This window comes from Sphingomonas sp. Root710, assembly GCF_001429065.1.
In the GTDB taxonomy this organism is placed as follows: domain Bacteria; phylum Pseudomonadota; class Alphaproteobacteria; order Sphingomonadales; family Sphingomonadaceae; genus Rhizorhabdus.
Genome location: NZ_LMIB01000015.1, coordinates 156,692 through 175,904, shown reverse-complemented (window position 1 = coordinate 175,904; position 19,213 = coordinate 156,692). Strand labels below are relative to the sequence as shown.

Sequence of the window (19,213 nt, the reverse complement as noted above, 5' to 3'; positions counted from 1 at the left end):
ACAGGTCCGCGCCGCAGGAAAATAAATGATCTCTTTAACTTAGATCAGTCCGATCGTGGCGCCGTCAGGCGGTTTCGAGCAGTTCCTCGATGTCGCCGCGGATCGCCTCGGGCTTCGTCGTCGGGGCATAGCGGCAGACGATGCCGCCGTCGCGATCGATCAGGAATTTGGTGAAGTTCCACTTGATCCCCTCGGTGCCGAGGATGCCCTTCGCATTGCTCTTCAGCCAGGCGTAGAGCGGGTGGGCGTTGGGGCCGTTGACCTCGACCTTGGCGAACATCGGGAATTGCACGTCATAGGTGAGCTTGCAGAAGCTCTCGATCTCGGCCTCGTCACCGGGCTCCTGCGCGCCGAACTGGTTGCAGGGGAAGCCGAGGATGGTGAGACCCTTGTCCGACAGCTGTTCGTGGAGGGTTTCGAGCCCTTCATATTGCGGGGTGAAGCCGCATTTGGAGGCGGTGTTGACGATCAGCAGCACCTTGCCGCGATAGCTGTCGAGAGGCACGTCGCTGCCGTCGATGGCTTTCGCCGAGAAGTCGTAGACCGTGCTCATCGCGCTTTGCCCTTCGATCATGAAGCATCACTCATATCCGTTCATCCTGAGGAACCACTGAGCTTGTCGAAGTGGTGTCTCGAAGGACGCACCGGGCCCTTCGATACGGGCCTTCGCCAAGCTCAGTCCCTACTCAGGATGAGCGGTGAATAGTTACCCCTATTTCCGCGTGTGCGGCATCTGGTTCTTCTCGCCGGGCGGGACCAGCCCTTCGAGCACCGCCCAGAAACCCGTCACCGCATTCTGCCCGGCCTGGGCATAGGCCGCCGACAGCCGCTCGCGCAGCCCTTCGAACAGCGAAGCCTCCAGCGCCGCGCCCGACTCGGTGACGCGCAGCAGCCGCTGGCGGCGATCCTCGCGGCCCGGGCGGGTCTCGATCATCCCGCGCGAGCTCAGCTCGTTGAGGACACGGCCGAGCGACTGCTTGGTGATGCCGAGGATGCGGAGCAGATCGCTGACGGGGATGTCAGGGTTGCGCGCGATGAAATAGAGCGCGCGATGGTGGGCGCGGCCCAGGCCCTGTTCCGCCAGCCCCTCGTCGATGCCGCGCAACATGTGGCTATAGCCGAAATAGAGCAGCTCCGCGCCACGGCGTATCTCGGGCTCGCGCAGGAACAGCGGCGACGCGGCGCGAAACGGGTCGGAGGAATTTTGGACAGCCATGTTGACGTAATTTGCCATCGCGATTATCCGAACGCAACGCCGAAACGTGGCCGGAGGATTGATTCTGTCCTCCGCTATCGGGTCTTTGGCGAAAAATTACAAATAGGCACGCGCAGCAGCAGGAACTTACGACATGGCTGACGAACCCACCTACGACGATCGCGACGGCTTTATCTGGCACGACGGCAAGCTCGTTCCGTGGCGCGATGCGAAGGTCCATGTCCTGACCCATGCGATGCATTACGCCTCGTCGGTGTTCGAAGGCGTGCGCGCCTATGATGGCAATATCTTCGAAGCCGACTGGCACAGCCGCCGCCTGCGCGAGAGCGCGGCGATGCTGGGCTTCGACCTGCCCTGGTCGGTCGAGGAGATCACCGCGGCCTGCTATGAGACGATGAAGGCGAACAACCTGAAGGACGCCTATGTCCGCCCGGTCGCCTGGCGCGGTTCGGAGCAGATGGGCGTGTCGGCGCAGCGGACCAAGCCGCACATGGCGATCGCCTGCTGGTATTGGGGTCAGTATCTCGATCCGGGCGCGGGCGGGCTGAAGCTCGACATCGCGCCGTGGCGCCGCCCCGCGCCGTACACCGCGCCGGTCCAGGCGAAGGCGGCGGGCCTCTACATGATCGCGACGATGTCGAAGCATCATGCCGAGGCGCGCGGCTTCCAGGACGCGCTGATGTTCGATTTCCGCGGCCAGGTGGCCGAGGCGACCGGCGCGAACGCCTTCTTCATCAAGGACGGCGTGATCCACACCCCGACCCCGGACTGCTTCCTGAACGGCATCACCCGCCAGACGGTGATCAAGCTCGCCCGCAAGCGCGGTATCGAGGTGATCGAACGTGCGATCTGGCCGGAAGAGCTGGAAAGCTTCGAGCAGTTTTTCCTGACCGGCTCGGCGGCGGAGATCGTCCCGGTCGGTTCGGCGGGCCCGTGGAACTTCGAAGTGGGCGACATGACCCGCCAGATCCAGAAGGATTATTCGGAGCTGGTGCGGGGGAAGTTGGTTCTCTGATTTGATCCGCTCACGCGGATAGTCGGTGCCAGCCCGCTCCCCCACCCAACCTCCCGATCCAGTGTACGATATCGGGAGGTTGGGTGGGGGAGCGGGCTGGCACCGCGCATTTCAGCTTTGCTGAAATGCTTATTCAGGCACCACCACCGCCGCGCGGCCGCGGCGCCAGGTGGCGGTGGCGTAGATGATCAGGCCGGTCCAGATGAGGCCGAAGGTGAGGATGTGGATAGGCAGCAGCGGCTCGCCGAACACCCAGATCGCGATCAACAGGGTAATGGTCGGACCGATATATTGGAGCAGACCGAGGGTCGAATAGCGGATGCGCTGTGCCGCGCCGTTGAACAGCAGCAGCGGCACGGTGGTCATGATGCCGCCGAGCGCGAGCAGCCAGAGTGCGGGCAGCGGCCCTGATCCGGCCGGGGGCGGATCGCCGCCCATCAGCAGCCAGCCGAGCGCGAAGGGCGCAAGCAGCCCCGTCTCCACGAGCAGCCCTTCGACCGGGCCGACCCCGATCATCTTGCGGACGAGGCCGTAGAGCCCGAAGGTCAGCGCGATCACCAGCGGAATGAAGGGAATGGCGTGCTGCGCGATGGCGAGCGCGGCGACCCCCGCCGCCGCGAACAGGACGGCGATCGTCTCCGGCCTGCCGAGCCGTTCGCGCAGGAAGATCATTCCCAGCAGTATGTTGACCAGGGGGTTGATGAAATAGCCCAGGCTGCCCTGAATCGCGTGGCCGCTATTGACGGCATGGATGTAGAGCAGCCAGTTGGCCGCGATCAGCACGGTCGAGACGACCAGCGCCAGCGCGGTGCGCGGTGCGGTAATCGCCGCCCGCGCCTCGGGCCAGCGCTGGTAGAGCAGGCTGATCGCGCCGAGCAGCAGCAGCGACCAGAGGATGCGGTGGGCGAGGATATCGCTCGACGACAGCGGCAGCAGTGCCTTGAGATAGAGCGGCAGCACGCCCCACAGCGTATAAGCGCCGACGCCCATCAGGACGCCGACGCGGGTGTAGGACAGGCTTGGCAAGCTAACCGTTGACCAGCGACGCTGTCCGGCTGGCCGCGAGCGCCAGGGCGGGCTTCTCCTCGACATCGTCGGCGATGAAGTCGCGGACGAAGGCATTGGCGGGGGAGCGCTCGATCTCGGCGGGGGAGGCGAACTGCTCGATCTTGCCGAGGTTGAGGATCGCCACCCGGTCGGCAAGCGCGAAAGCCTCCTCGCGGTCGTGGGTCACGAAGATCGAGGTGATGCCGAGCCGGTCGTGGATCTGACGCAGCGCCCTGCGCAGCTCGCGGCGGACCTTGGCGTCGAGCGCGCCGAAGGGTTCGTCGAGCAGCAGGATGCGCGGATTGCGGGCGAGCGCACGGGCAAGCGCGACGCGCTGGCGCTGGCCGCCCGAGAGCTGCGAGGGATAGCGGCTGCCGAGGCCGGGGAGCTGGACGAGTTCGAGCAGTTCATCGACCCGGGCGGTGACGTCGGCCTTGGACGGGCGTTGCTTGCGCGGCAGTACGTCGAGCCCGAAGGCGATGTTCTTCGCGACCGTCATGTGGCGGAACAGCGCATATTGCTGGAAGACGAAGCCGATGCCGCGATCCTGCACCGGCATGTCGGTGACGTCCTCCCTGCCGAAGGCGATGTGGCCCTGCTCGGCATATTCGAGCCCGGCGATGATCCTGAGCAGCGTGGTCTTGCCCGAGCCCGATGGTCCGAGTAGCGCGACGAATTCACCTTCGGGCAGGTCGAGCGAAACCCCGTCGAGCGCGGGATACTGGCCGAAGCGGCGCGAGATATTGTCGATCGTGATCGTCATGGTCAGTGTCCCGAAGCAGCAAGGGCATCGTGGTGACGCCATTCGAGGTAGGTCTTGAGGCCGAGCGTTACCAGTGCAAGCAACGCAAGAAGCGCCGCAACGGCGAAGGCAGCGACGAAATTATATTCGTTGTACAGCACTTCGACGTGGAGCGGCATGGTGTTGGTCTCGCCCCGGATATGGCCCGAGACGACCGAGACCGCGCCGAATTCGCCCATTGCCCGGGCATTGGTGAGCAGCACGCCGTAGAGCAGGCCCCAGCGGATGTTGGGCAGGGTGACGCGGATGAAGGTCTGCCAGCCGTTCGCGCCGAGCGAGAGCGCGGCTTCCTCTTCCGAGCGCCCTCGCGCGATCATCAGCGGCACCAGTTCGCGGGTGACGAAGGGGAAGGTGACGAAGATCGTCGCCAGCACGATGCCCGGGGTCGCGAAGACGATGCTGATGTCGTGCGCCTCCAGCCAGGGGCCGAACCAGCCATGCGCGCCGTACAGCAGGATGTAGATCAGGCCCGCGACGACCGGCGAGACCGAGAAGGGCAGGTCGATCAGCGTCAGCAGGAATTCCTTGCCGCGGAAATCATGCTTGGCGATCAGCCAGGCCGACGCGATGCCGAAGATCAGGTTGCACGGCACCGAGATGCCCGCGACCAGCAGGGTGAGCTTGATCGCGGCCCAGGCGTCGGGCTCGACGATCGCGGCCTCGGCGGCTTCCCAGCCGTTGCGCAGCGCCTCGACGAAAACCGCCGCGAGCGGCAGCAGCAGCATGACGCCGACATAGGCGACGGCCAGGGCGACCAGCCCAAGCATCACAGGGCGGGGCGCCTGGAGCGGATCGGCGCGTTTCATAGCCCGGCCTTCCTGCGGTTATATTCCTGGATGCGGTTGATGATCAGCAGCATCGTGAAGGAGATGAGCAGCATCACCACCGCGATCGCGGCGGCGCCCTCATAATCATATTGTTCGAGCTGGGTGATGATCAGCAGCGGCGAGATTTCCGAGATCATCGGCATGTTGCCGGCGATGAAGATCACCGAGCCATATTCGCCGACCCCGCGCGCGAAGGCGAGCGCGGTGCCGGTGACGAGCGCGGGGGTGATCTCCGGCAGGACGACGCGGCGGAACACCTGAGACCGGTGCGCGCCCAGCGTGATCGCCGCCTCCTCGATATCGCGGCCGAGATCGGCGAGGACCGGCTCGACGGTGCGGACGACGAAGGGCAGGCCGATAAAGGTCATCGCGACGACGATGCCCTGCGGATGATAGGCTACCGCGATGCCGAGATCGGCGAGCGGCTTACCCAGCCAGCCGGTATCGGCATAGATCGCGGTGAGCGCGATGCCGGCGACGGCGGTGGGCAGCGCGAAGGGCAGGTCGATCACCGCGCTGAGCAGCTGGCGGCCCGGAAATCTGTAGCGGACCAGCACCCACGCGATCAGCAGGCCAAACACAGCGTTGACCAGCGCGGCGATCGCCGCCGCGCCAAAGGTGACGCGGTAGCTCGCCAGCGCGCGCTCCGAGAAGGCGACCGATAGGAAATGGTCGAAACCCTGGCCAAAGGAACGAATGAACACCGCGCTCAGCGGAATGAGCACGATGAGGCTGAGCCAGGTGATGGTCAGCCCCATGGTCAATCCGAAGCCCGGCAATATCCGCATCGCCGGGCGGCCCATCGCCCTGCTTGTCATATCTTGCCCACCTTATTCGAGATACGCGTACGCACGACAAAGGGGCCGGACGACGCCCGGCCCCCACATCACTGCACTTCGCTTAGAAATCAACCTGCAGTCGCGTGCCGAAGATATCGCCCTTGGCGGTCGTGTTCGGACCGTTGAGCGCCGCGGCCGGGATCGCCGGGAAGACCAGCGGCGAATTCTGACCCTTGAAGCGGATATAGTTGGCGACGAACTTGACGTTCGGGTTGAGGTACCAGTTGAGGCCCAGCGTCCAGGTCTGCCCCTTCCGGTTGACGGCGGCGCCGCCGATGCTCTGGAAATCGCCATCGGTGAGATTGAGCACATCGTAGCGCGCCAGGACTTCGAACGCGCCCCAGCCGCCGCCCGGCGCAAAGTCGCTGAACGGCTTCACCCGATCGACATTGCCGTTCTTGAAGCTGCGCGACTCGCCGGTGAGGAACCAGCTGGCGAAGACATAATAGCCGTCGAAATTGACCGTCGGCGCAGCGCCGTAACGGTCGACCTTAAGCTTGCTATATTCGCCCTGCACCGAGAAGGGACCGAACACGACCGCGCTTTCCGCGCCCAGATAGGTGGCGTTGCGGGCACCCGTGGGCACGCCGCCATTGGGGGCGGTGCCGGTGATATTGATCGAGACCAGACGGCCGCCGTCGACGCGGCTGCCCGGACGATCGCCCAGACTGGAGATGCTGTGCGCCGGGAAGCCTGCGGCCTTGAAGCCCGAGACGCCGACATGGACGACCTTGCCGGTGTCGAGGATCGGGTCCCAGGTGACGCGGGCGTTGACGCCATAGCCTTCGTCGGGCGTCGATTCGTTGCGCTGAACCGCTTCGCCGCTGCCGAACAGGCCGACCGTCGCATTGATCTTGTCGGTCTGATAGGCGGCGGTCACGCCGACGCGGCGTTCGGCGCCGACCGCGCCGAAGGCGACGTTCGCCATGCCGCGCTCGAGGAAGCTGTTGAACGCGTCCGAAGTGTTGGCTTCGAGGCCGTAGGGGGCCTTCTGCTGACCGACGGTGAACACCCAATTCTTGATGCCGCCATAGCTGACATAGGCGTCGAGCAGGTTGGTCGCGCCCTTCACGAACTCGCCTTCGATGCGATATTTGAAGTGCTTGAAGAAGGTGCCGTCGAAGCCGAAGCGGCCGCGGCGGATATCGGTGCCGCTGTTATAGTCATAGGTGCCCGCCCCACGGCGGTTGTAGCCGGCATAATCGATCTGGAAGGTACCGCGCGGCTTGAAGGTGAAGTTGCCGCCGACATCGGCGAAGGTCGGCGCGGGGCCGGCCTGGACGGCGCGGGCCGCGCGGACCTCGACCTTTTCGACGCGGGTCTGTGTCGCGGCGGCTTCCTCTTCGAGCTGCCTGTTGCGGGCTTCGAGCGCACTGATCTTGGCTTCGAGCGCGTTGAGGCGATCGAGGACGGCGTCACCAGTGCGCGCGGGGGCCGCGACGCCGGTCTCTTCTGACGGGATCACGGTGTCGATCGTGTTGCCGCTGTCGGGGAAGGCCTCGACCTGATCGGGGATCGCGGCGGGCGCCTCCTGGGCCAGAAGCGGCGCAGGCAGGAGCGCGAGGGCGGCGACGCCGCCCAGCAGGAAAGAGCGCATGGAGAAACTCCCTGTTGGAGCGTGTCACCAATTGGCCCAAGCCGGCCTGCAAATGGCGCTTTTCTGCGCTTCCGGTGCTCATGTACGTCAGTACGCTGCGCGCCGGTTCTCGAAAAACACCATTTTCGGCTCGCCCCGAGCCAATTGATGACACGCCCTTGGTTTTTTTAGCTGTTCTACTGATTGGGGAGAGCGAAGTGGGCACTCGCTCTCCCCTCCCCGGGGGAACCGGATTACTTCTTGGCGTCTTCGAGGATCTGGTCGAACAGGCCGCCATCGTTGAAGTGGACCGCCTGCGCCTTCGACCAGCCGCCGAAATTCTTGATGGTGAATAGCGACACGTTGGGGAACTGCCCCTTGAACTGGGCCGCGACCTGCGGGTTGCGGGGGCGATAATAGTTGCGGCCGATGATCTGTTGCGCCGCCGGCGTGTAGAGGAAGCGCAGATAGGCTTCCGCCGCCTTGCGGGTGCCCTTCTTGTCGACATTGGCATCGACCACCGCGACCGGCGGCTCGGCCAGGATCGAGACCGACGGCACGACGATGTCGAACTTGCCCTTGCCGAGCTGGTTGACCGCGAGGAAGGCCTCATTCTCCCAGGCGAGCAGGACGTCGCCCTGGCCGCGCTGGACGAAGGTGGTGGTGGCGCCGCGCGCACCGCTGTCGAGCACCGGCACGTTGCGGAACAGCTTGACCAGATAGTCGCGCGCCGCGGCGGTGGTGCCGTACTTGCGCTGGGCATAGCCCCAGCCCGCCAGATAGTTCCAGCGCGCGCCGCCCGAGGTCTTCGGGTTCGGGGTGATGACCTTGACGCCCGGCTTCACCAGATCGTCCCAGTCGCGGATGTTCTTCGGATTGCCCTTGCGGACGAGGAAGACGATCGTCGAATAATAGGGCGCGCTGTTGTTGGGCAGGCGGGCTTGCCAGTTGGCCGGCAGCAGCTTGCCCTTCGACGAGATCTCGTCGATGTCATAGGCGAGCGCCAGCGTGACGACGTCGGCGGGGAGGCCGTCGATCACCGAGCGGGCCTGCTTGCCCGAACCGCCATGGCTCTGGCGGATCGCGACGTCCTGACCCGTTTGCGCCTTCCATGATTTGGCGAAGGCGGCGTTGATTGCGACATAGAGTTCGCGGGTCGGGTCATAGGACACGTTCAGCAGCTGGACGGGCGCAGCCGAGACGACCGCGGTCGAGACCGTCGCGAGCGAAGCGGCGAGGGCCGCGAAGATGGTCAAACGCTTGTTCATTGTTGTCCCCTTGATCTGTTGGGGCGACCATATCTCTACCAGATCGAAAGAGAAGAAAGAAAATCTATCGAAATAGTAGAGATGATGTTGCGCCACCCCTCGGGCCGAACAGGTGGCATGCGGCGGGGTTCCCGGCGAGATGGGAAGGTTCGACCGAAGGGTCTTGCCTGCGCTGCCCAGCTCAGCCGAGCTTGAGGGCCCGGTCGTGATCCTGGCCGGGCCCCAAAATCCGGTGCACAAAAATGCGATCTGGCAGAGACGAATAGAGAAGCCCATATCCCTTGTAGGACCGACGCCTGATGCCATGAGCTTCGTAACGCGGGACCAGGGGAAAGGCGTCAGGAGCATCGCCGATGCGTTTTGCAACATGGCGGAGTTCATCCACAAAGCTGATCGCTCGCTTTGGATTGTCCTGCTCGATATAGTGACGGATGGCTTCCATGTCCCGCAGAGCCTGCGTGGACAGCGTGACCTTCATTGGCGCGTTCTGCCGGCCGCTTTTCGAATGTTGGCAATGGCGGCATCACAGACCTCGTCGAGATCGTGACCGCCGCCCGCCCGCATTTCCGCAACGCTTTCTTCGATCGAAGCATCAAGGTCCTGCAGCCAGCGAGCCTCGTCGGCGATCACATTCTGATCCCGGCGAATGAGATCGCGCACATAGTCGCTGACGCTGGCATATTGGCCATTGTCGATCCGACTCTGCACGTAATCCCGCATCGGATCGGGCAGGGAAATATTCATCGACGCCATATGCCGGACTCCTTCGCCCCTATAATGGCAAAAACTGCCATTATTTTCAACGCCGGACAGCGTCAAACGGGCTGCACCCCGTCCGCATCGACATGATCGGGGCTGATCAGAATGCCGATCAGCCGCACGCGTTTTTCCACGAGATCGACCGGTGTGCGGTGAAGGTCGAGGCGATAATAGCCGCCCGCGTCGCGCTTGAGGACGAATCCGCCGCCGTCGCGCAGGAGCATGCCGGTTTCATCGATCCTGGCGTTTATGCTGTCCTCCCGTATCGAACAATCCGGACCGTCCTTCGAGATGCCACTTCGACAAGCTCAGTGGCTCCTCAGGATGAGCGGGGAGGCTGTTCAAACCGGCCTGGCGCCGTTTTCGTGCGCTCAGAGTGTGGCCTCGATCGCGCGGGCGGCCTGATCAGGGTCTTCGGCCTGGGTGATCGGGCGGCCGATGACGAGGATCGACGCGCCCTGATCGAGCGCCTGGCGCGGGGTCATCACCCGCTTCTGGTCGCCATGGCCGTTGGGGCTGGGCGGGCGGATGCCGGGAACGACGAAGAAGCCCTGCGGCCACAGCTTCTTGGCGGCCTTCACCTCATTGCCCGAGCAGACGACGCCGTCGAGCCCGGCCTGCTTCGCGAGCAGGGTCAGGCGTTCGACCTGGGCGTGGGTGTCAGGCGCGACACCGATCGAGGCGAGATCGTCGCCATCGAGGCTGGTCAGCACGGTCACCGCGACGACCTTCGTGCCCGCTGGCGCCGCTGCCTTGGCGTCCTCCATCATCGCCAGGCCGCCTGCCGCATGGACGGTGAGGATCGCGGGCTTCAGGCCGTTGAGCGCCTGCACCGCCTTGGCGACGGTGTTGGGGATGTCGTGGAGCTTGAGATCGAGGAAGACCGGCAGGTCGAGCGCGGCCATTTCGCGCACTCCGGCCTGGCCGTGGGCCGAGAAGAACTCGAGTCCCAGCTTGATCCCGCCGACATGGTTGCGGACGCGCGACACGATTTCCTTCGCCCGCGCGATGTCGGGTGTGTCGATGGCGACATAGATCGGGCTGCGCGTCACAAGGGGGATTCCGTCGATGGGTTGGGCGAGATGGGTTCGGGGGCGGAGACCGGGCTCGCGGTCAGTTGCGCGTTGCGCTCGAGACTGTCGATCCGCCGCTTGAGCCGCCACAGCTTGGTGCGGTGGACGGCGTAGGTCGGCAGGAAGCCGATCAGGACGCCGATGACGAGCAGCAGCGGGAGCTTCACATCGGCGGTGAGCCCGGCCCACAGGTTGATCGGCACCGGCTGCCAGTTGCGCAGCGAGAAGATCACCGCGATCACGGCCAGGATCACCCAGAACAAGGTCTTGAGGAAATGCATGGGCCGCTTGTCCTCCAGCGGTGCGGCGGGGTCAAGTCGGCGGCGTGTCTGGTTTTGTGCTGCGGCCTATCCGATAGGGGCCGTCCCGCGCCGCCATAAGCGAGCCTTTCCAGCTCAACCGCACATGTTTGCCGTCCACGAGCCGATCGACCGCCGCGTGAACCCTCGGCATTGCGGCGCGCCAATCCGCCGCGAGCGCCCTCGCCACTTCGCTGGGGCAGATCGTGGCATCCGCCGCGCGGGCGGCGAGCAATGTCATTATCGCCTCTGTCGCATCGCACGAGCCATCGGCCTGTTCTGTCATCGCGCGGTTCCGGAGCGGCGCTAGGAGCGGCGTGGGCCGCGCCGCCCATGTCCGGTCGTCATCAGATCAGGCTTGGCGGGTGGCTTCCATCCGGGCGGGGGCGTCATGCGCTGCTGGCTGGTGCCCAGACCCATCGCACCCGGCTGCTGCCGGGTGAGGCCTGAAGTATCGGCCTCGCCAGCTTCGGCCGAGGTTGCGCCACCGCGCATCAGGTTGATCCTGTCGCGGCAGCGCCGGGCCTCTTCGAAATCGAGTGCCTTGGCTGCCGCTTCCATCTTCTCGGTCAGGGTCGCGATGGTTTCTTTCACATGCACCTCAACGCACGAACGGCAATTTCGTCGGCACGGGAATGTTGGCGTTGCGCACGCTGCCTTTCAACTCGCCGGATCGTACATGAACTCGCGGAGTTCCTGCGCGCAGCGGCAGGCGACGGCGATCCTGCGCGCCCATGATAGGGCGTCCTCGCGCGTGGGCAGTTCGAGGACGGTGAAGCCGCCGTCAAGGTGGCTGCCGGGATGGCCTCCCGGGGACAGCGATCCGTCGGCGGAGACCAGAACGGGGCCGACCTGTTCGTGGATCCCGCCGGCGAAGACATAGACGCCAGCGGCCTTCGCCTCCTCGATCACTGCGCGGGCGGCGTCGCCGACGGCGGGGAGGTCCTCGGCGCTGACCTGCATGGCGTCGCTCGGGAAGGAGATGAGATATTTGGTCATGCCGCGATGATGCGTCGAAGGCGGGTTGGGGGCAACACCGCTGTCGCATTTGAATCCGTCATACCGGACGTGATCCGGGATCCCGCTTTTCTTGATCGTCCAAAGGAAAGAAGCTGGATCCCGGATCACGTCCGGGATGACGATATTGGGGCGGGCCGGCTTAGGTTTACGTCGCGCTTCCGGACGGCGCGCCGATGCGCGAGACTTCCCGTTCGATCGTCGCGATCTGGTCGGGGATGGTCTTGAGCCGTCCGCGCTCCTCATCGAGCACGGCGCGGAACAGGGTGCGCTTGATCCCAACGATATCGGCCGCGGCGATCGTCTCGCCCGAGGGAAGGGTGGAGACAAGGATGTCGACCATCCGCTCGGCACCGTGGAGGCGGCCCCAGAGATAGTCGTTCTCGCGATAGGCGCGGCTGAAGAAGGCGCCGAACAGGTTGAACTCGATGCCCTTGAGGGTCGCCGCGGCCCCGCCCGCGCGGATCGAGCCGCAGTCGTCGGGCGAGATGCGGTCGACCTGGATCGCGTGGAATTCCTGTGCGCCCTGGACCCGCATCAGCGACAGGGTGGCGAGATCGTAGAAGCTGAAGCCGAGATAGGCGAGCAGCAGGGTGCGGCGATCGCCCTTCGAGAGGCGGGGCAGCACCGCCGCGATCGCGCGGTCGGTGGCGAGGTCGAGCGCGGCGAGGTTGCGGGTCGCGCCGATCGCGGCGATTGCGGTCTCCGGATCCTCGGCGAAATGCTGCGCGGCGGCGACCACCGGGCGTTCATAATGGTCGCGCATCTGGAGATCGAGGAAGGGCGCGAGCGAGCCGTAGATCGCGTCGCGCGCCGCCTGCAGCGCGGCCTCGTCGCTGCCGCCGCCGCCCGTCTCCATCTCGGTCAGCCGGTCGGCGAGGAAGCGCAGGCGGCGGATGCGAAAACCCAGGTCGTGCTGGCGCAGGAAATCGACCAGCGCGTCGCTGGTGCCGCTCGCGCTCAGCGCGTCGGGCTCCTCGAAGCCGAGGCTGCGCAGATGCGCGCCGATCAGGCCGCGAACGACGTGGCGCTCGGCGGCGTCCTCAATGTTGGCGAGCAGCGCGATCGTCGAGGTCAGTTCCTCGGCGATGGTCGTCAGCTTGAGCTGGCCATAGGCCGCATAGGTGAAGCCCGCGCGCTTCGCCGCCTGTTCGTGCGCGCGGGTCCGCCAGGCGCCGATGCGTTCGGGGCTGGGGCGATAGAGCAGCAATTGCCGCTCCATGGCGCTCTCCACCGCAGCGTTCACCTCGGGCCGGATCGCATCGATGATCCGCCTGGTCTGGGCGATGCGGACCGAGCGTTGCTCGATCACCTCCAGATTGTCGCGGATCGGCTGTTCGCGCGGGATGGTCGACATCGCCCCGAAGATTGTCGTGAAGAAGCCGGGCAGGCGGACCATGCCGTCGCGGGTCCGTTCGGGCGGCGCGTGGATATTGGCGGTCGGATCGAGATAGACGAAGCGGCGGTCGACCTCGCGCCGCGCCGGACGGTTGCGCAGCGCGTCGATCGCCGGGCGAAAGGGGGCGTTGGCGAGCACCGATCCGTCGATAAGGACAAGATCCTCGGGGCTGCCGCTGGCCGCTGCGCGGGGGAAGATGCGGTCGAGGAAGGTCTCGCGCCCCGGCCAGGCCCGGTCGCGCGCTTTCAGGACCTTGTCGAGCTCGGCGACGTTGAAGGCAGGGAAGGCGCCGGGGAAGCTGGCGGTGGCGCGCGCGGCAAAGGTGAGTTCGGCCGCGTCGGCCAGCGCGCGCCCGTCGATCCCCCGGTCGGTGAAGGCGATGGTCAGGCGATGCTCGCGCTCCTCGGCCATCGCCGGACTGTGGAGGCGCAGCCGCTGGTTGTAGCCGTGGAAATCAGTAACCGTCACCGACACGTCGAGCGGCTGGCGCTCGGGCAGCAGCGGCGGGCCGGCGGGCGCGGCGGCCATCGCGTCGAAGGCGTCGAGGATCAGGTTGGTGAAGGTCACGCCGCCGAACGGCGGATGGAACCAGCGGGCGCGGACGAAGCCCGACAGCTTGCGCCGCACCTCCGCCCGCGTCTCCGCCGCGACGGTCCGCTCGACCGCGCCGCCGCGCCGCCGCGCGAGCATCCAGGCGAAGGGCAGCGCCCAGAGTTTCGAGAAGCGCGACAGCGGCCGCGCATCGGGGTCGAGCAGCACATCGACATCGGCGCGGTCGAGCCACAGGTCGGTCAGCGGTTCGAGCGACTGGCCGGTCGAGATGGCGTGGCCGAGGAACAGCCCGTTCATCCCGCCCGCGCTGGCCCCGGCGATCACGTCGATCAGGACGCGCAGCTTGACGCCATGATCGGCCTCGATCCGTTCGAGCAGCCTGCGGTAGATCGCTTCGCTGCCCGGAGCGGCGGGATCGCCGTCGTGAAAGGCGCGGCTGGCGCGGGCGAGACGCCACAGCTCCTTGCTGATCCCGTGCATGTAGACGGCAAGGCTGACTCCGCCATAGCAGACCAGCGCGAGCCGTAGTTCCTTCTCCCGCATATCGGGTGTGTGCCGCATTCGTCCCGCCCTGCCAAGGGAGGGCGTTGGGCTGTCACAACCAGCCGCAATCCTTGAGCAGGCGGCGGCGCTCCTGCTCGCTGGCACGGTGCCAGGCATAGCGGTTGCGGCGGGTGGTTTCGTCCTCGACGCGCGGTGGCGCGGTGGTGAGCAGCTTCGCGAGGTGGGCGCGGGCGCGGGCTTCGTCGTCGGGATCGCTTGTCATGATGGATATGATCATGTACCCCTTTTGTTCATAGGGCAAGCGCGCGAAGGGACGAGATGGCGAAGGCGCAGAAACGCTATGTATGTCAGGCCTGCGGCAGCGTCGCGACGCGCTGGCAGGGGCAGTGCGCCGACTGTTCCGAATGGAACACGATGGTCGAGGAGGCGTCGAACGTCACCGTCTTCTCGGCCAAGCATAATCTGCGCAGCGGCGGGCGGGCGATCGCGATGGTCGGGCTCGATGCCGACATTCCCCTTCCGAAGCGCTGGTCGACCGGGATCGCCGAGTTCGACCGGGCGCTGGGCGGCGGGCTGGTGCCGGGGTCGGCGACGCTGATCGGTGGCGATCCCGGGATCGGCAAGTCGACCTTGCTGTTGCAGGCGGCGGCGCGGATGGCGCTGGCGGGGCAGCCGGTCGCCTATATTTCGGGCGAGGAGGCCGCCGATCAGGTGCGCCTGCGCGCGCGGCGGCTGGGGCTGGGCAATGCGCCGGTGCAGCTCGCTTCGGCAACGTCGGTGCGCGACATATTGACGACGATGGAGAAGGCGCGGCCGGGATTGCTGGTGATCGACTCGATCCAGACCATGCACAGCGACCTGATCGAGGGGGCGCCGGGGACGGTGAGCCAGGTGCGCGCGTCGGCGCAGGAGCTGATCCGCTTCGCCAAGGAGAGCGGCGCGGCGCTGGTGCTCGTCGGCCATGTCACCAAGGACGGGTCCATCGCGGGCCCGCGCGTGCTCGAGCATATGGTCGACACGGTGCTGAGCTTCGAGGGCGAGCGCAGCCACCAGTATCGCATTCTGCGCGCGGTGAAGAACCGCTTCGGCGGGACCGACGAGATCGGCGTGTTCGCGATGGCCGAGGAAGGGCTCGACGAGGTGGCGAATCCCAGCGCGCTGTTCCTGACCGCGCGCGGCGAGGGGATGAGCGGGGCGACTGTCTTCCCCGCGATCGAGGGGACGCGGCCGGTGCTGGTCGAGATCCAGGCGCTGACCGTGCGCTTGCAGAGCGGGGCGACGCCACGGCGCGCGGTGGTCGGCTGGGATTCGGGGCGGCTGGCGATGATCCTTGCGGTGCTCGAGGCACGGTGCGGGCTGAGCTTCTCGACCGCCGAGGTCTATCTGAACATCGCGGGCGGCTATCGCGTGTCCGACCCGGCGGCGGACGTCGCGGTGGCGGCGGCGCTGGTCTCGGCGCTCGCCGAGCGCCCGGTGCCGACCGATGCCATCGCCTATGGCGAGGTCGCGCTGTCAGGTGAGATCCGCCCGGTGGCGCATGCCAATCTGCGGCTGAAGGAAGCGGCGAAGCTGGGATTCGGCAAGGCGTGGGGCCCGAGCGGCAAGGAAGAGAAGCAGGCGGGGATGCGCGTCGAGGGATTCTCGACGCTGGGCGCGCTCGTTGACCATATCCTTGGGCGGCGGTAGCAGGACACGCGTTGAGACATTAGAGACCCGCTCAGCCTGAGGAGGGCTGAGCGTAGTCGAAGCCCGTCTCGAAGGGTCCTTCGAGATGCCACTTCGCCAGGCTCAGTGGCTCCTCAGGATGAGCGGATAGGGTAATTATGACCGGACTGACCGGCCTCGACATCATCGTGCTGCTGGCGATCTTCGGCGGCGCGATATTCGGTTTGATCCGCGGATTCATCACCGAAATCATCTCGCTCTTCTCCTGGGTCGCGGCGATCCTCGCGCTCAAACTGCTCCACGCACCCGCCACCAAGATGCTGACCGGGATCGTCGGCAGCAGCAGCGGGGCGAGCGTCCTCGCTTTCGCGCTGCTCTTTTTGATCGTCTATGCGGGCGGCAAGCTGATCGCCGCGTCGATCGGACGGCGGACGCGGACCTCGGTGCTGGGGCCGCTCGACCGCGTGCTGGGCTTTGGCTTCGGCGCGCTCAAGGGACTGATCATCGTCACGCTCGGCTATCTGCTGATCAATCTCGGCTATGACACGCTCTATGGCCAGGCCGCCGAGCGCCCGGGCTGGATGCGCAACTCACGCACCCACCCGCTGTTGAACGCCACCGGGCGGTCGATCGTCGACTGGGTCGGCAACCGGCGCAAGGCGGGCGGGCTTGTGGGCGACGCGCCCAAGGCTGAAACGGCGAAGAGTGAGAAGCGCTAACCTTCTTCGTCATCCCCGCGGATGCGGGGATCCATAACCTCCGAACCGCAAGAGGTTCGAGCCTTTGAGAATATGGATTCCCGCCTGCGCGGGAATGACAGTTGTGTTGATTTTTGTTCCTGATATGTTCCGGTCATGGCCGAGTCTCCACGACCCTTGCCGCCCCCGATCAAGGGGCGCGGCGCGACCAATGGCGGGTTGAGCGCGCGCTTCGACGACAAGGCGCGCGAGAGCGATGGCGACTGGCTCGACGCACGCGAGGGCGTGGATGGCGAGGGGCCGCCGCTGCGGACCGAGGTGACGATCGAGACGCCGCGCACGATCATCACCCGCAACCAGTCGCCCGACATCGCCTTCGACCGCTCGATCAATGCCTATCGCGGTTGCGAGCATGGCTGCATCTACTGCTTCGCCCGGCCGACCCATGCCTTTCAAAACCTTTCGCCGGGGCTCGATTTCGAGACGAAGCTGTTCGCCAAGCCGAGCGCGGCGGCGCTGCTGCGCAAGGAGCTCGCCAAGCCAAGCTATCGCTGCGAGCCGATCGCGATCGGCACCAACACCGATCCCTATCAGCCGATCGAGGAGCGCTACCTGATCACCCGCGAGATATTGGAGGTGCTGGCGGAGCATGACCACCCGGTGGTGATCACCACCAAGTCGGCGCGGATATTGCGCGATCTCGATCTGCTCGGGCCGATGGCGGCGAAGGGGCTGACCGCGGTGATGATGTCGGTGACGACGCTCGATCCCGCGCTGTCGCGGCGGATGGAGCCGCGCGCCTCCGCGCCCGCGCGGCGGATCGGCGCGATCGCGGGGCTGGTACAGGCGGGGGTGCGGACATCGATCAGTGTCTCGCCGATCGTTCCCGCGATCAACGACCATGAGATAGAGGCGATCGTCGCGGCGGGGGCGGAAGCCGGCGCGAAGTCGGCCTTCTCGATCGTCGTTCGACTGCCGCATGAGGTAGCCCCGCTGTTCCGCGAATGGCTGGCGGTGCACTATCCCGACCGCGCGGCCAAGGTGATGGCGATGATCGGTGCGATGCGCGGCGGGCGCGACAACAATGGGGACTTCTTCGACCGCTTCAAGCCGAAGGGCGCCTATGCGGCGGCGCTGCAGGCGCGCTTCAGGCTGGCCTGCCGCAAACATGGCCTGAACGTCGAGCGCTTTCACGCGCGCACCGACCTGTTCCGCGTTCCGACGGACCAGCTCACCTTGTTCTGAACTGTTGTTTCACCTCCGTTTCCGCAACCGGGCGGGGCCTGCTTCGTTGGGAGGCGAAGCCAGACAGCAGGAGAATTGCCATGTTGGAGGAAAAGACCACGCGCAGCTTCGCGATCGGTGCGGCAGCAGGATTGACCGCGGGCCTCGCCGCGAATGCGGTCCGCAAGATCTTCGTCCAGGCGCCGACGATGATGGCCGGCGAATGGGACGCGGCGCTCGCCGCCGAGCATCAGGCGACGCTCGCGATCTTCGACCAGATCGAGAAGACCGAGGACAAGCACAAGACCCGGCGCTCGATCCTGCTCACTCAGTTGAAACACGCGCTGGCCAAGCATGCGATCGAGGAGGAAAATGCGGTCTATGCGGCGCTGCGCACCCATGGTCAGGTCGCCGAGGCCGATCACCTCAACAACGACCATGGCTATGTGAAGCAATATCTGTTCGAGCTCAGTGCGATGGCGACCGACCATCCGCAGTTCCTGCCCAAGGTCGCCGATTTCCGCACGATGATCGAGCAACATATGCGCGAGGAGGAGGAGAAGATATTCCCCAAGCTGCGCGGGTTGCTGAGCGACGAGGAAAATGCCGATCTTACCAAGGCGATGAACCAGGAGGGATTGAAGATCGCGTGATTTGTTTAGCCCTCAAGCGCCGGGCGCAGGGCATCCGCCCTGCTTGGCTTTCCTCGCATAAGCTCGGGCGCGCGTTCGCGCTTGCGGGCCGCTGAAGCGGCCCGAGATCCGGTAGAAACTGGCGTCACCCCGGACTTGATCCGGGGTCCCGCTTTTTCTTCTGAAGTCGACAAGAAAGCGGGATCCCGGATCAAGTCCGGGATGACGGATGGGTGTAATGCCGGGCTATTTCTCCGTCAACCGAGGCATCAGTTCGACGAAGTTGCAGGGCATGTGGCGGCTGTCGAGTTGGTAGACGAGAATGTCGTCCCAGCCGTCCTTGACCGCGCCGGTGGAGCCGGGAAGTGCGAAGATATAGGTGCCGCGCGCAACACAGGCGGTTGCGCGCGACTGGATCGTCGAGGTGCCGATCTTGGCGTAGCTCAGCCAGCGAAACAGCTCACCGAATCCCGGTATTTCCTTGTCCCAGACCCGGCCGAGCGCCTCGGGCGTGACGTCGCGTCCGGTGACGCCGGTGCCGCCGGTGGTGATCACGCAATCGACCTCTGGATCGTCGATCCAGCCATGGAGACGGGCAGTGATCAGCTCGACGTCGTCTCTCACGATTGCCCGGTCGGCGACGATATGACCCGCGGCTTCGATGCGCGCGACCAGCGTGTCGCCGGATTTGTCCTGCGCGAGATCGCGGCTGTCCGACACGGTGAGGACCGCTATGCGGACGGGGTGAAAGGGGAGGTCTTCCTTGATCGGCATGTCCGGTCCTGTTCCGCTCATCTTGCG

At 65.7% G+C, this 19,213-nt stretch carries 24 protein-coding genes; 5 read left to right on the top strand and 19 right to left on the bottom strand.

Translation table 11 applies throughout. The features are described 5' to 3' along the window. Positions 1–64: 64 nt before the first annotated feature. Together ASE00_RS15935 and ASE00_RS15930 are read right to left on the bottom strand one after the other, a co-directional pair. Entirely contained in the window at positions 65–553 is a 489-nt protein-coding gene (locus ASE00_RS15935) for a glutathione peroxidase (RefSeq protein WP_056382619.1), read from the bottom strand. A gap of 159 nt (positions 554–712) precedes the next feature. Continuing rightward, positions 713–1,216 carry a MarR family winged helix-turn-helix transcriptional regulator gene (locus tag ASE00_RS15930; RefSeq protein WP_056382617.1) on the bottom strand — a complete coding sequence of 168 codons (504 nt, stop codon included), beginning with the start codon at positions 1,214–1,216 and terminating at the stop codon, positions 713–715. A gap of 133 nt (positions 1,217–1,349) precedes the next feature. Here ASE00_RS15930 and ASE00_RS15925 point away from each other — a divergent pair, with 133 nt between their 5' ends. Then, complete coding sequence (locus ASE00_RS15925) at positions 1,350–2,231, top strand: branched-chain amino acid aminotransferase (protein ID WP_056382097.1); 882 nt, start codon at positions 1,350–1,352, stop codon at positions 2,229–2,231. A 129-nt stretch (positions 2,232–2,360) separates the two neighbouring features. Here ASE00_RS15925 and rarD read toward each other — a convergent pair whose 3' ends face one another. The 16 genes from rarD to ASE00_RS15850 form a co-directional block, all read right to left on the bottom strand. Beyond that, positions 2,361–3,257 (bottom strand): EamA family transporter RarD, encoded by an 897-nt coding sequence (rarD, locus tag ASE00_RS15920; protein WP_235538708.1) that lies wholly within the window; start codon positions 3,255–3,257, stop codon positions 2,361–2,363. Position 3,258: 1 nt separating this feature from the next. After that, the gene (locus ASE00_RS15915; RefSeq protein WP_056382093.1) at positions 3,259–4,041 is read right to left on the bottom strand and encodes a sulfate/molybdate ABC transporter ATP-binding protein; all 783 of its coding nucleotides are present in this window, start codon (positions 4,039–4,041) and stop codon (positions 3,259–3,261) included. Between the two features lie 2 nt (positions 4,042–4,043). Next, entirely contained in the window at positions 4,044–4,886 is an 843-nt protein-coding gene (cysW, locus tag ASE00_RS15910; RefSeq protein ID WP_056382090.1) for a sulfate ABC transporter permease subunit CysW, read from the bottom strand. Continuing rightward, on the bottom strand, positions 4,883–5,725 hold the full coding sequence (gene cysT / locus ASE00_RS15905; RefSeq protein WP_056382088.1) for a sulfate ABC transporter permease subunit CysT: 843 nt from the start codon (positions 5,723–5,725) through the stop codon (positions 4,883–4,885). The genes cysW and cysT overlap by 4 nt, the downstream gene beginning before the upstream one ends. Positions 5,726–5,807: 82 nt before the next feature. Continuing rightward, positions 5,808–7,343 (bottom strand): porin, encoded by a 1,536-nt coding sequence (locus ASE00_RS15900; RefSeq protein ID WP_056382086.1) that lies wholly within the window; start codon positions 7,341–7,343, stop codon positions 5,808–5,810. A 233-nt stretch (positions 7,344–7,576) separates the two neighbouring features. Further along, positions 7,577–8,590 (bottom strand): sulfate ABC transporter substrate-binding protein, encoded by a 1,014-nt coding sequence (locus tag ASE00_RS15895; RefSeq protein ID WP_056382084.1) that lies wholly within the window; start codon positions 8,588–8,590, stop codon positions 7,577–7,579. A gap of 181 nt (positions 8,591–8,771) precedes the next feature. After that, positions 8,772–9,068, bottom strand: a complete 297-nt coding sequence (locus tag ASE00_RS15890) for a type II toxin-antitoxin system RelE/ParE family toxin (protein WP_056382083.1) — start codon at positions 9,066–9,068, stop codon at positions 8,772–8,774. Beyond that, positions 9,065–9,343 (bottom strand): type II toxin-antitoxin system ParD family antitoxin, encoded by a 279-nt coding sequence (locus ASE00_RS15885; RefSeq protein WP_056382080.1) that lies wholly within the window; start codon positions 9,341–9,343, stop codon positions 9,065–9,067. Before ASE00_RS15885 ends, ASE00_RS15890 begins: the two co-directional genes overlap by 4 nt. A gap of 62 nt (positions 9,344–9,405) precedes the next feature. Then, positions 9,406–9,573, bottom strand: a complete 168-nt coding sequence (locus ASE00_RS23880; protein ID WP_200957949.1) for a DUF5818 domain-containing protein — start codon at positions 9,571–9,573, stop codon at positions 9,406–9,408. Positions 9,574–9,720: 147 nt separating this feature from the next. Beyond that, complete coding sequence (gene pyrF, locus ASE00_RS15880; RefSeq protein ID WP_056382079.1) at positions 9,721–10,401, bottom strand: orotidine-5'-phosphate decarboxylase; 681 nt, start codon at positions 10,399–10,401, stop codon at positions 9,721–9,723. Next, positions 10,398–10,703 carry a lipopolysaccharide assembly protein LapA domain-containing protein gene (locus tag ASE00_RS15875; protein ID WP_056382077.1) on the bottom strand — a complete coding sequence of 102 codons (306 nt, stop codon included), beginning with the start codon at positions 10,701–10,703 and terminating at the stop codon, positions 10,398–10,400. The genes pyrF and ASE00_RS15875 overlap by 4 nt, the downstream gene beginning before the upstream one ends. Before the next feature lie 31 nt (positions 10,704–10,734). Further along, a complete protein-coding gene (locus tag ASE00_RS15870) occupies positions 10,735–11,007 on the bottom strand; it encodes a DUF3253 domain-containing protein (RefSeq protein WP_056382075.1) in 273 nt (90 codons plus the stop codon). Positions 11,008–11,027: 20 nt separating this feature from the next. Continuing rightward, positions 11,028–11,315: a UvrB/UvrC motif-containing protein gene (locus tag ASE00_RS15865; RefSeq protein WP_082594808.1), complete on the bottom strand. Its 288-nt coding sequence runs from the start codon at positions 11,313–11,315 to the stop codon at positions 11,028–11,030. Positions 11,316–11,381: 66 nt separating this feature from the next. Beyond that, positions 11,382–11,720, bottom strand: a complete 339-nt coding sequence (locus ASE00_RS15860) for a YciI family protein (protein ID WP_056382614.1) — start codon at positions 11,718–11,720, stop codon at positions 11,382–11,384. A gap of 166 nt (positions 11,721–11,886) precedes the next feature. After that, on the bottom strand, positions 11,887–14,232 hold the full coding sequence (locus ASE00_RS15855; RefSeq protein WP_056382072.1) for a patatin-like protein: 2,346 nt from the start codon (positions 14,230–14,232) through the stop codon (positions 11,887–11,889). Between the two features lie 52 nt (positions 14,233–14,284). Next, positions 14,285–14,470: a hypothetical protein gene (locus ASE00_RS15850; RefSeq protein ID WP_056382070.1), complete on the bottom strand. Its 186-nt coding sequence runs from the start codon at positions 14,468–14,470 to the stop codon at positions 14,285–14,287. A 41-nt stretch (positions 14,471–14,511) separates the two neighbouring features. On the opposite strand from ASE00_RS15850, the gene radA reads away from it, so the two are divergent. From radA to ASE00_RS15830, 4 genes are all read left to right on the top strand, one after another. Then, entirely contained in the window at positions 14,512–15,879 is a 1,368-nt protein-coding gene (gene radA, locus ASE00_RS15845; RefSeq protein ID WP_056382068.1) for a DNA repair protein RadA, read from the top strand. A 137-nt stretch (positions 15,880–16,016) separates the two neighbouring features. Beyond that, complete coding sequence (locus ASE00_RS15840; protein WP_056382067.1) at positions 16,017–16,577, top strand: CvpA family protein; 561 nt, start codon at positions 16,017–16,019, stop codon at positions 16,575–16,577. A 135-nt stretch (positions 16,578–16,712) separates the two neighbouring features. Then, positions 16,713–17,801 (top strand): PA0069 family radical SAM protein, encoded by a 1,089-nt coding sequence (locus tag ASE00_RS15835; protein WP_056382065.1) that lies wholly within the window; start codon positions 16,713–16,715, stop codon positions 17,799–17,801. An 80-nt stretch (positions 17,802–17,881) separates the two neighbouring features. Next, positions 17,882–18,433 (top strand): hemerythrin domain-containing protein, encoded by a 552-nt coding sequence (locus ASE00_RS15830; protein WP_056382063.1) that lies wholly within the window; start codon positions 17,882–17,884, stop codon positions 18,431–18,433. Positions 18,434–18,658: 225 nt separating this feature from the next. Here the strand turns inward: ASE00_RS15830 and moaB are convergent, their stop codons facing one another. Beyond that, positions 18,659–19,186 (bottom strand): molybdenum cofactor biosynthesis protein B, encoded by a 528-nt coding sequence (gene moaB / locus ASE00_RS15825; protein WP_056382061.1) that lies wholly within the window; start codon positions 19,184–19,186, stop codon positions 18,659–18,661. Positions 19,187–19,213: the final 27 nt, after the last annotated feature.

Excerpts from the sequence above, each read along its gene's own strand:
- ASE00_RS15935 (WP_056382619.1), bottom strand. The coding sequence starts at position 553 with ATGAGCACGGTCTACGACTTCTCGGCGAAAGCCATCGACGGCAGCGAC.
- ASE00_RS15930 (WP_056382617.1), bottom strand. The coding sequence starts at position 1,216 with ATGGCTGTCCAAAATTCCTCCGACCCGTTTCGCGCCGCGTCGCCGCTG.
- ASE00_RS15925 (WP_056382097.1), top strand. The coding sequence starts at position 1,350 with ATGGCTGACGAACCCACCTACGACGATCGCGACGGCTTTATCTGGCAC.
- ASE00_RS15915 (WP_056382093.1), bottom strand. The coding sequence starts at position 4,041 with ATGACGATCACGATCGACAATATCTCGCGCCGCTTCGGCCAGTATCCC.
- cysW (WP_056382090.1), bottom strand. The coding sequence starts at position 4,886 with ATGAAACGCGCCGATCCGCTCCAGGCGCCCCGCCCTGTGATGCTTGGG.
- cysT (WP_056382088.1), bottom strand. The coding sequence starts at position 5,725 with ATGACAAGCAGGGCGATGGGCCGCCCGGCGATGCGGATATTGCCGGGC.
- ASE00_RS15900 (WP_056382086.1), bottom strand. The coding sequence starts at position 7,343 with ATGCGCTCTTTCCTGCTGGGCGGCGTCGCCGCCCTCGCGCTCCTGCCT.
- ASE00_RS15895 (WP_056382084.1), bottom strand. The coding sequence starts at position 8,590 with ATGAACAAGCGTTTGACCATCTTCGCGGCCCTCGCCGCTTCGCTCGCG.
- ASE00_RS15890 (WP_056382083.1), bottom strand. The coding sequence starts at position 9,068 with ATGAAGGTCACGCTGTCCACGCAGGCTCTGCGGGACATGGAAGCCATC.
- ASE00_RS15885 (WP_056382080.1), bottom strand. The coding sequence starts at position 9,343 with ATGGCGTCGATGAATATTTCCCTGCCCGATCCGATGCGGGATTACGTG.
- ASE00_RS23880 (WP_200957949.1), bottom strand. The coding sequence starts at position 9,573 with ATGCTCCTGCGCGACGGCGGCGGATTCGTCCTCAAGCGCGACGCGGGC.
- ASE00_RS15875 (WP_056382077.1), bottom strand. The coding sequence starts at position 10,703 with ATGCATTTCCTCAAGACCTTGTTCTGGGTGATCCTGGCCGTGATCGCG.
- ASE00_RS15870 (WP_056382075.1), bottom strand. The coding sequence starts at position 11,007 with ATGACAGAACAGGCCGATGGCTCGTGCGATGCGACAGAGGCGATAATG.
- ASE00_RS15860 (WP_056382614.1), bottom strand. The coding sequence starts at position 11,720 with ATGACCAAATATCTCATCTCCTTCCCGAGCGACGCCATGCAGGTCAGC.
- ASE00_RS15855 (WP_056382072.1), bottom strand. The coding sequence starts at position 14,232 with ATGCGGGAGAAGGAACTACGGCTCGCGCTGGTCTGCTATGGCGGAGTC.
- ASE00_RS15850 (WP_056382070.1), bottom strand. The coding sequence starts at position 14,470 with ATGATCATATCCATCATGACAAGCGATCCCGACGACGAAGCCCGCGCC.
- radA (WP_056382068.1), top strand. The coding sequence starts at position 14,512 with ATGGCGAAGGCGCAGAAACGCTATGTATGTCAGGCCTGCGGCAGCGTC.
- ASE00_RS15840 (WP_056382067.1), top strand. The coding sequence starts at position 16,017 with ATGACCGGACTGACCGGCCTCGACATCATCGTGCTGCTGGCGATCTTC.
- ASE00_RS15835 (WP_056382065.1), top strand. The coding sequence starts at position 16,713 with ATGGCCGAGTCTCCACGACCCTTGCCGCCCCCGATCAAGGGGCGCGGC.
- ASE00_RS15830 (WP_056382063.1), top strand. The coding sequence starts at position 17,882 with ATGTTGGAGGAAAAGACCACGCGCAGCTTCGCGATCGGTGCGGCAGCA.
- moaB (WP_056382061.1), bottom strand. The coding sequence starts at position 19,186 with ATGCCGATCAAGGAAGACCTCCCCTTTCACCCCGTCCGCATAGCGGTC.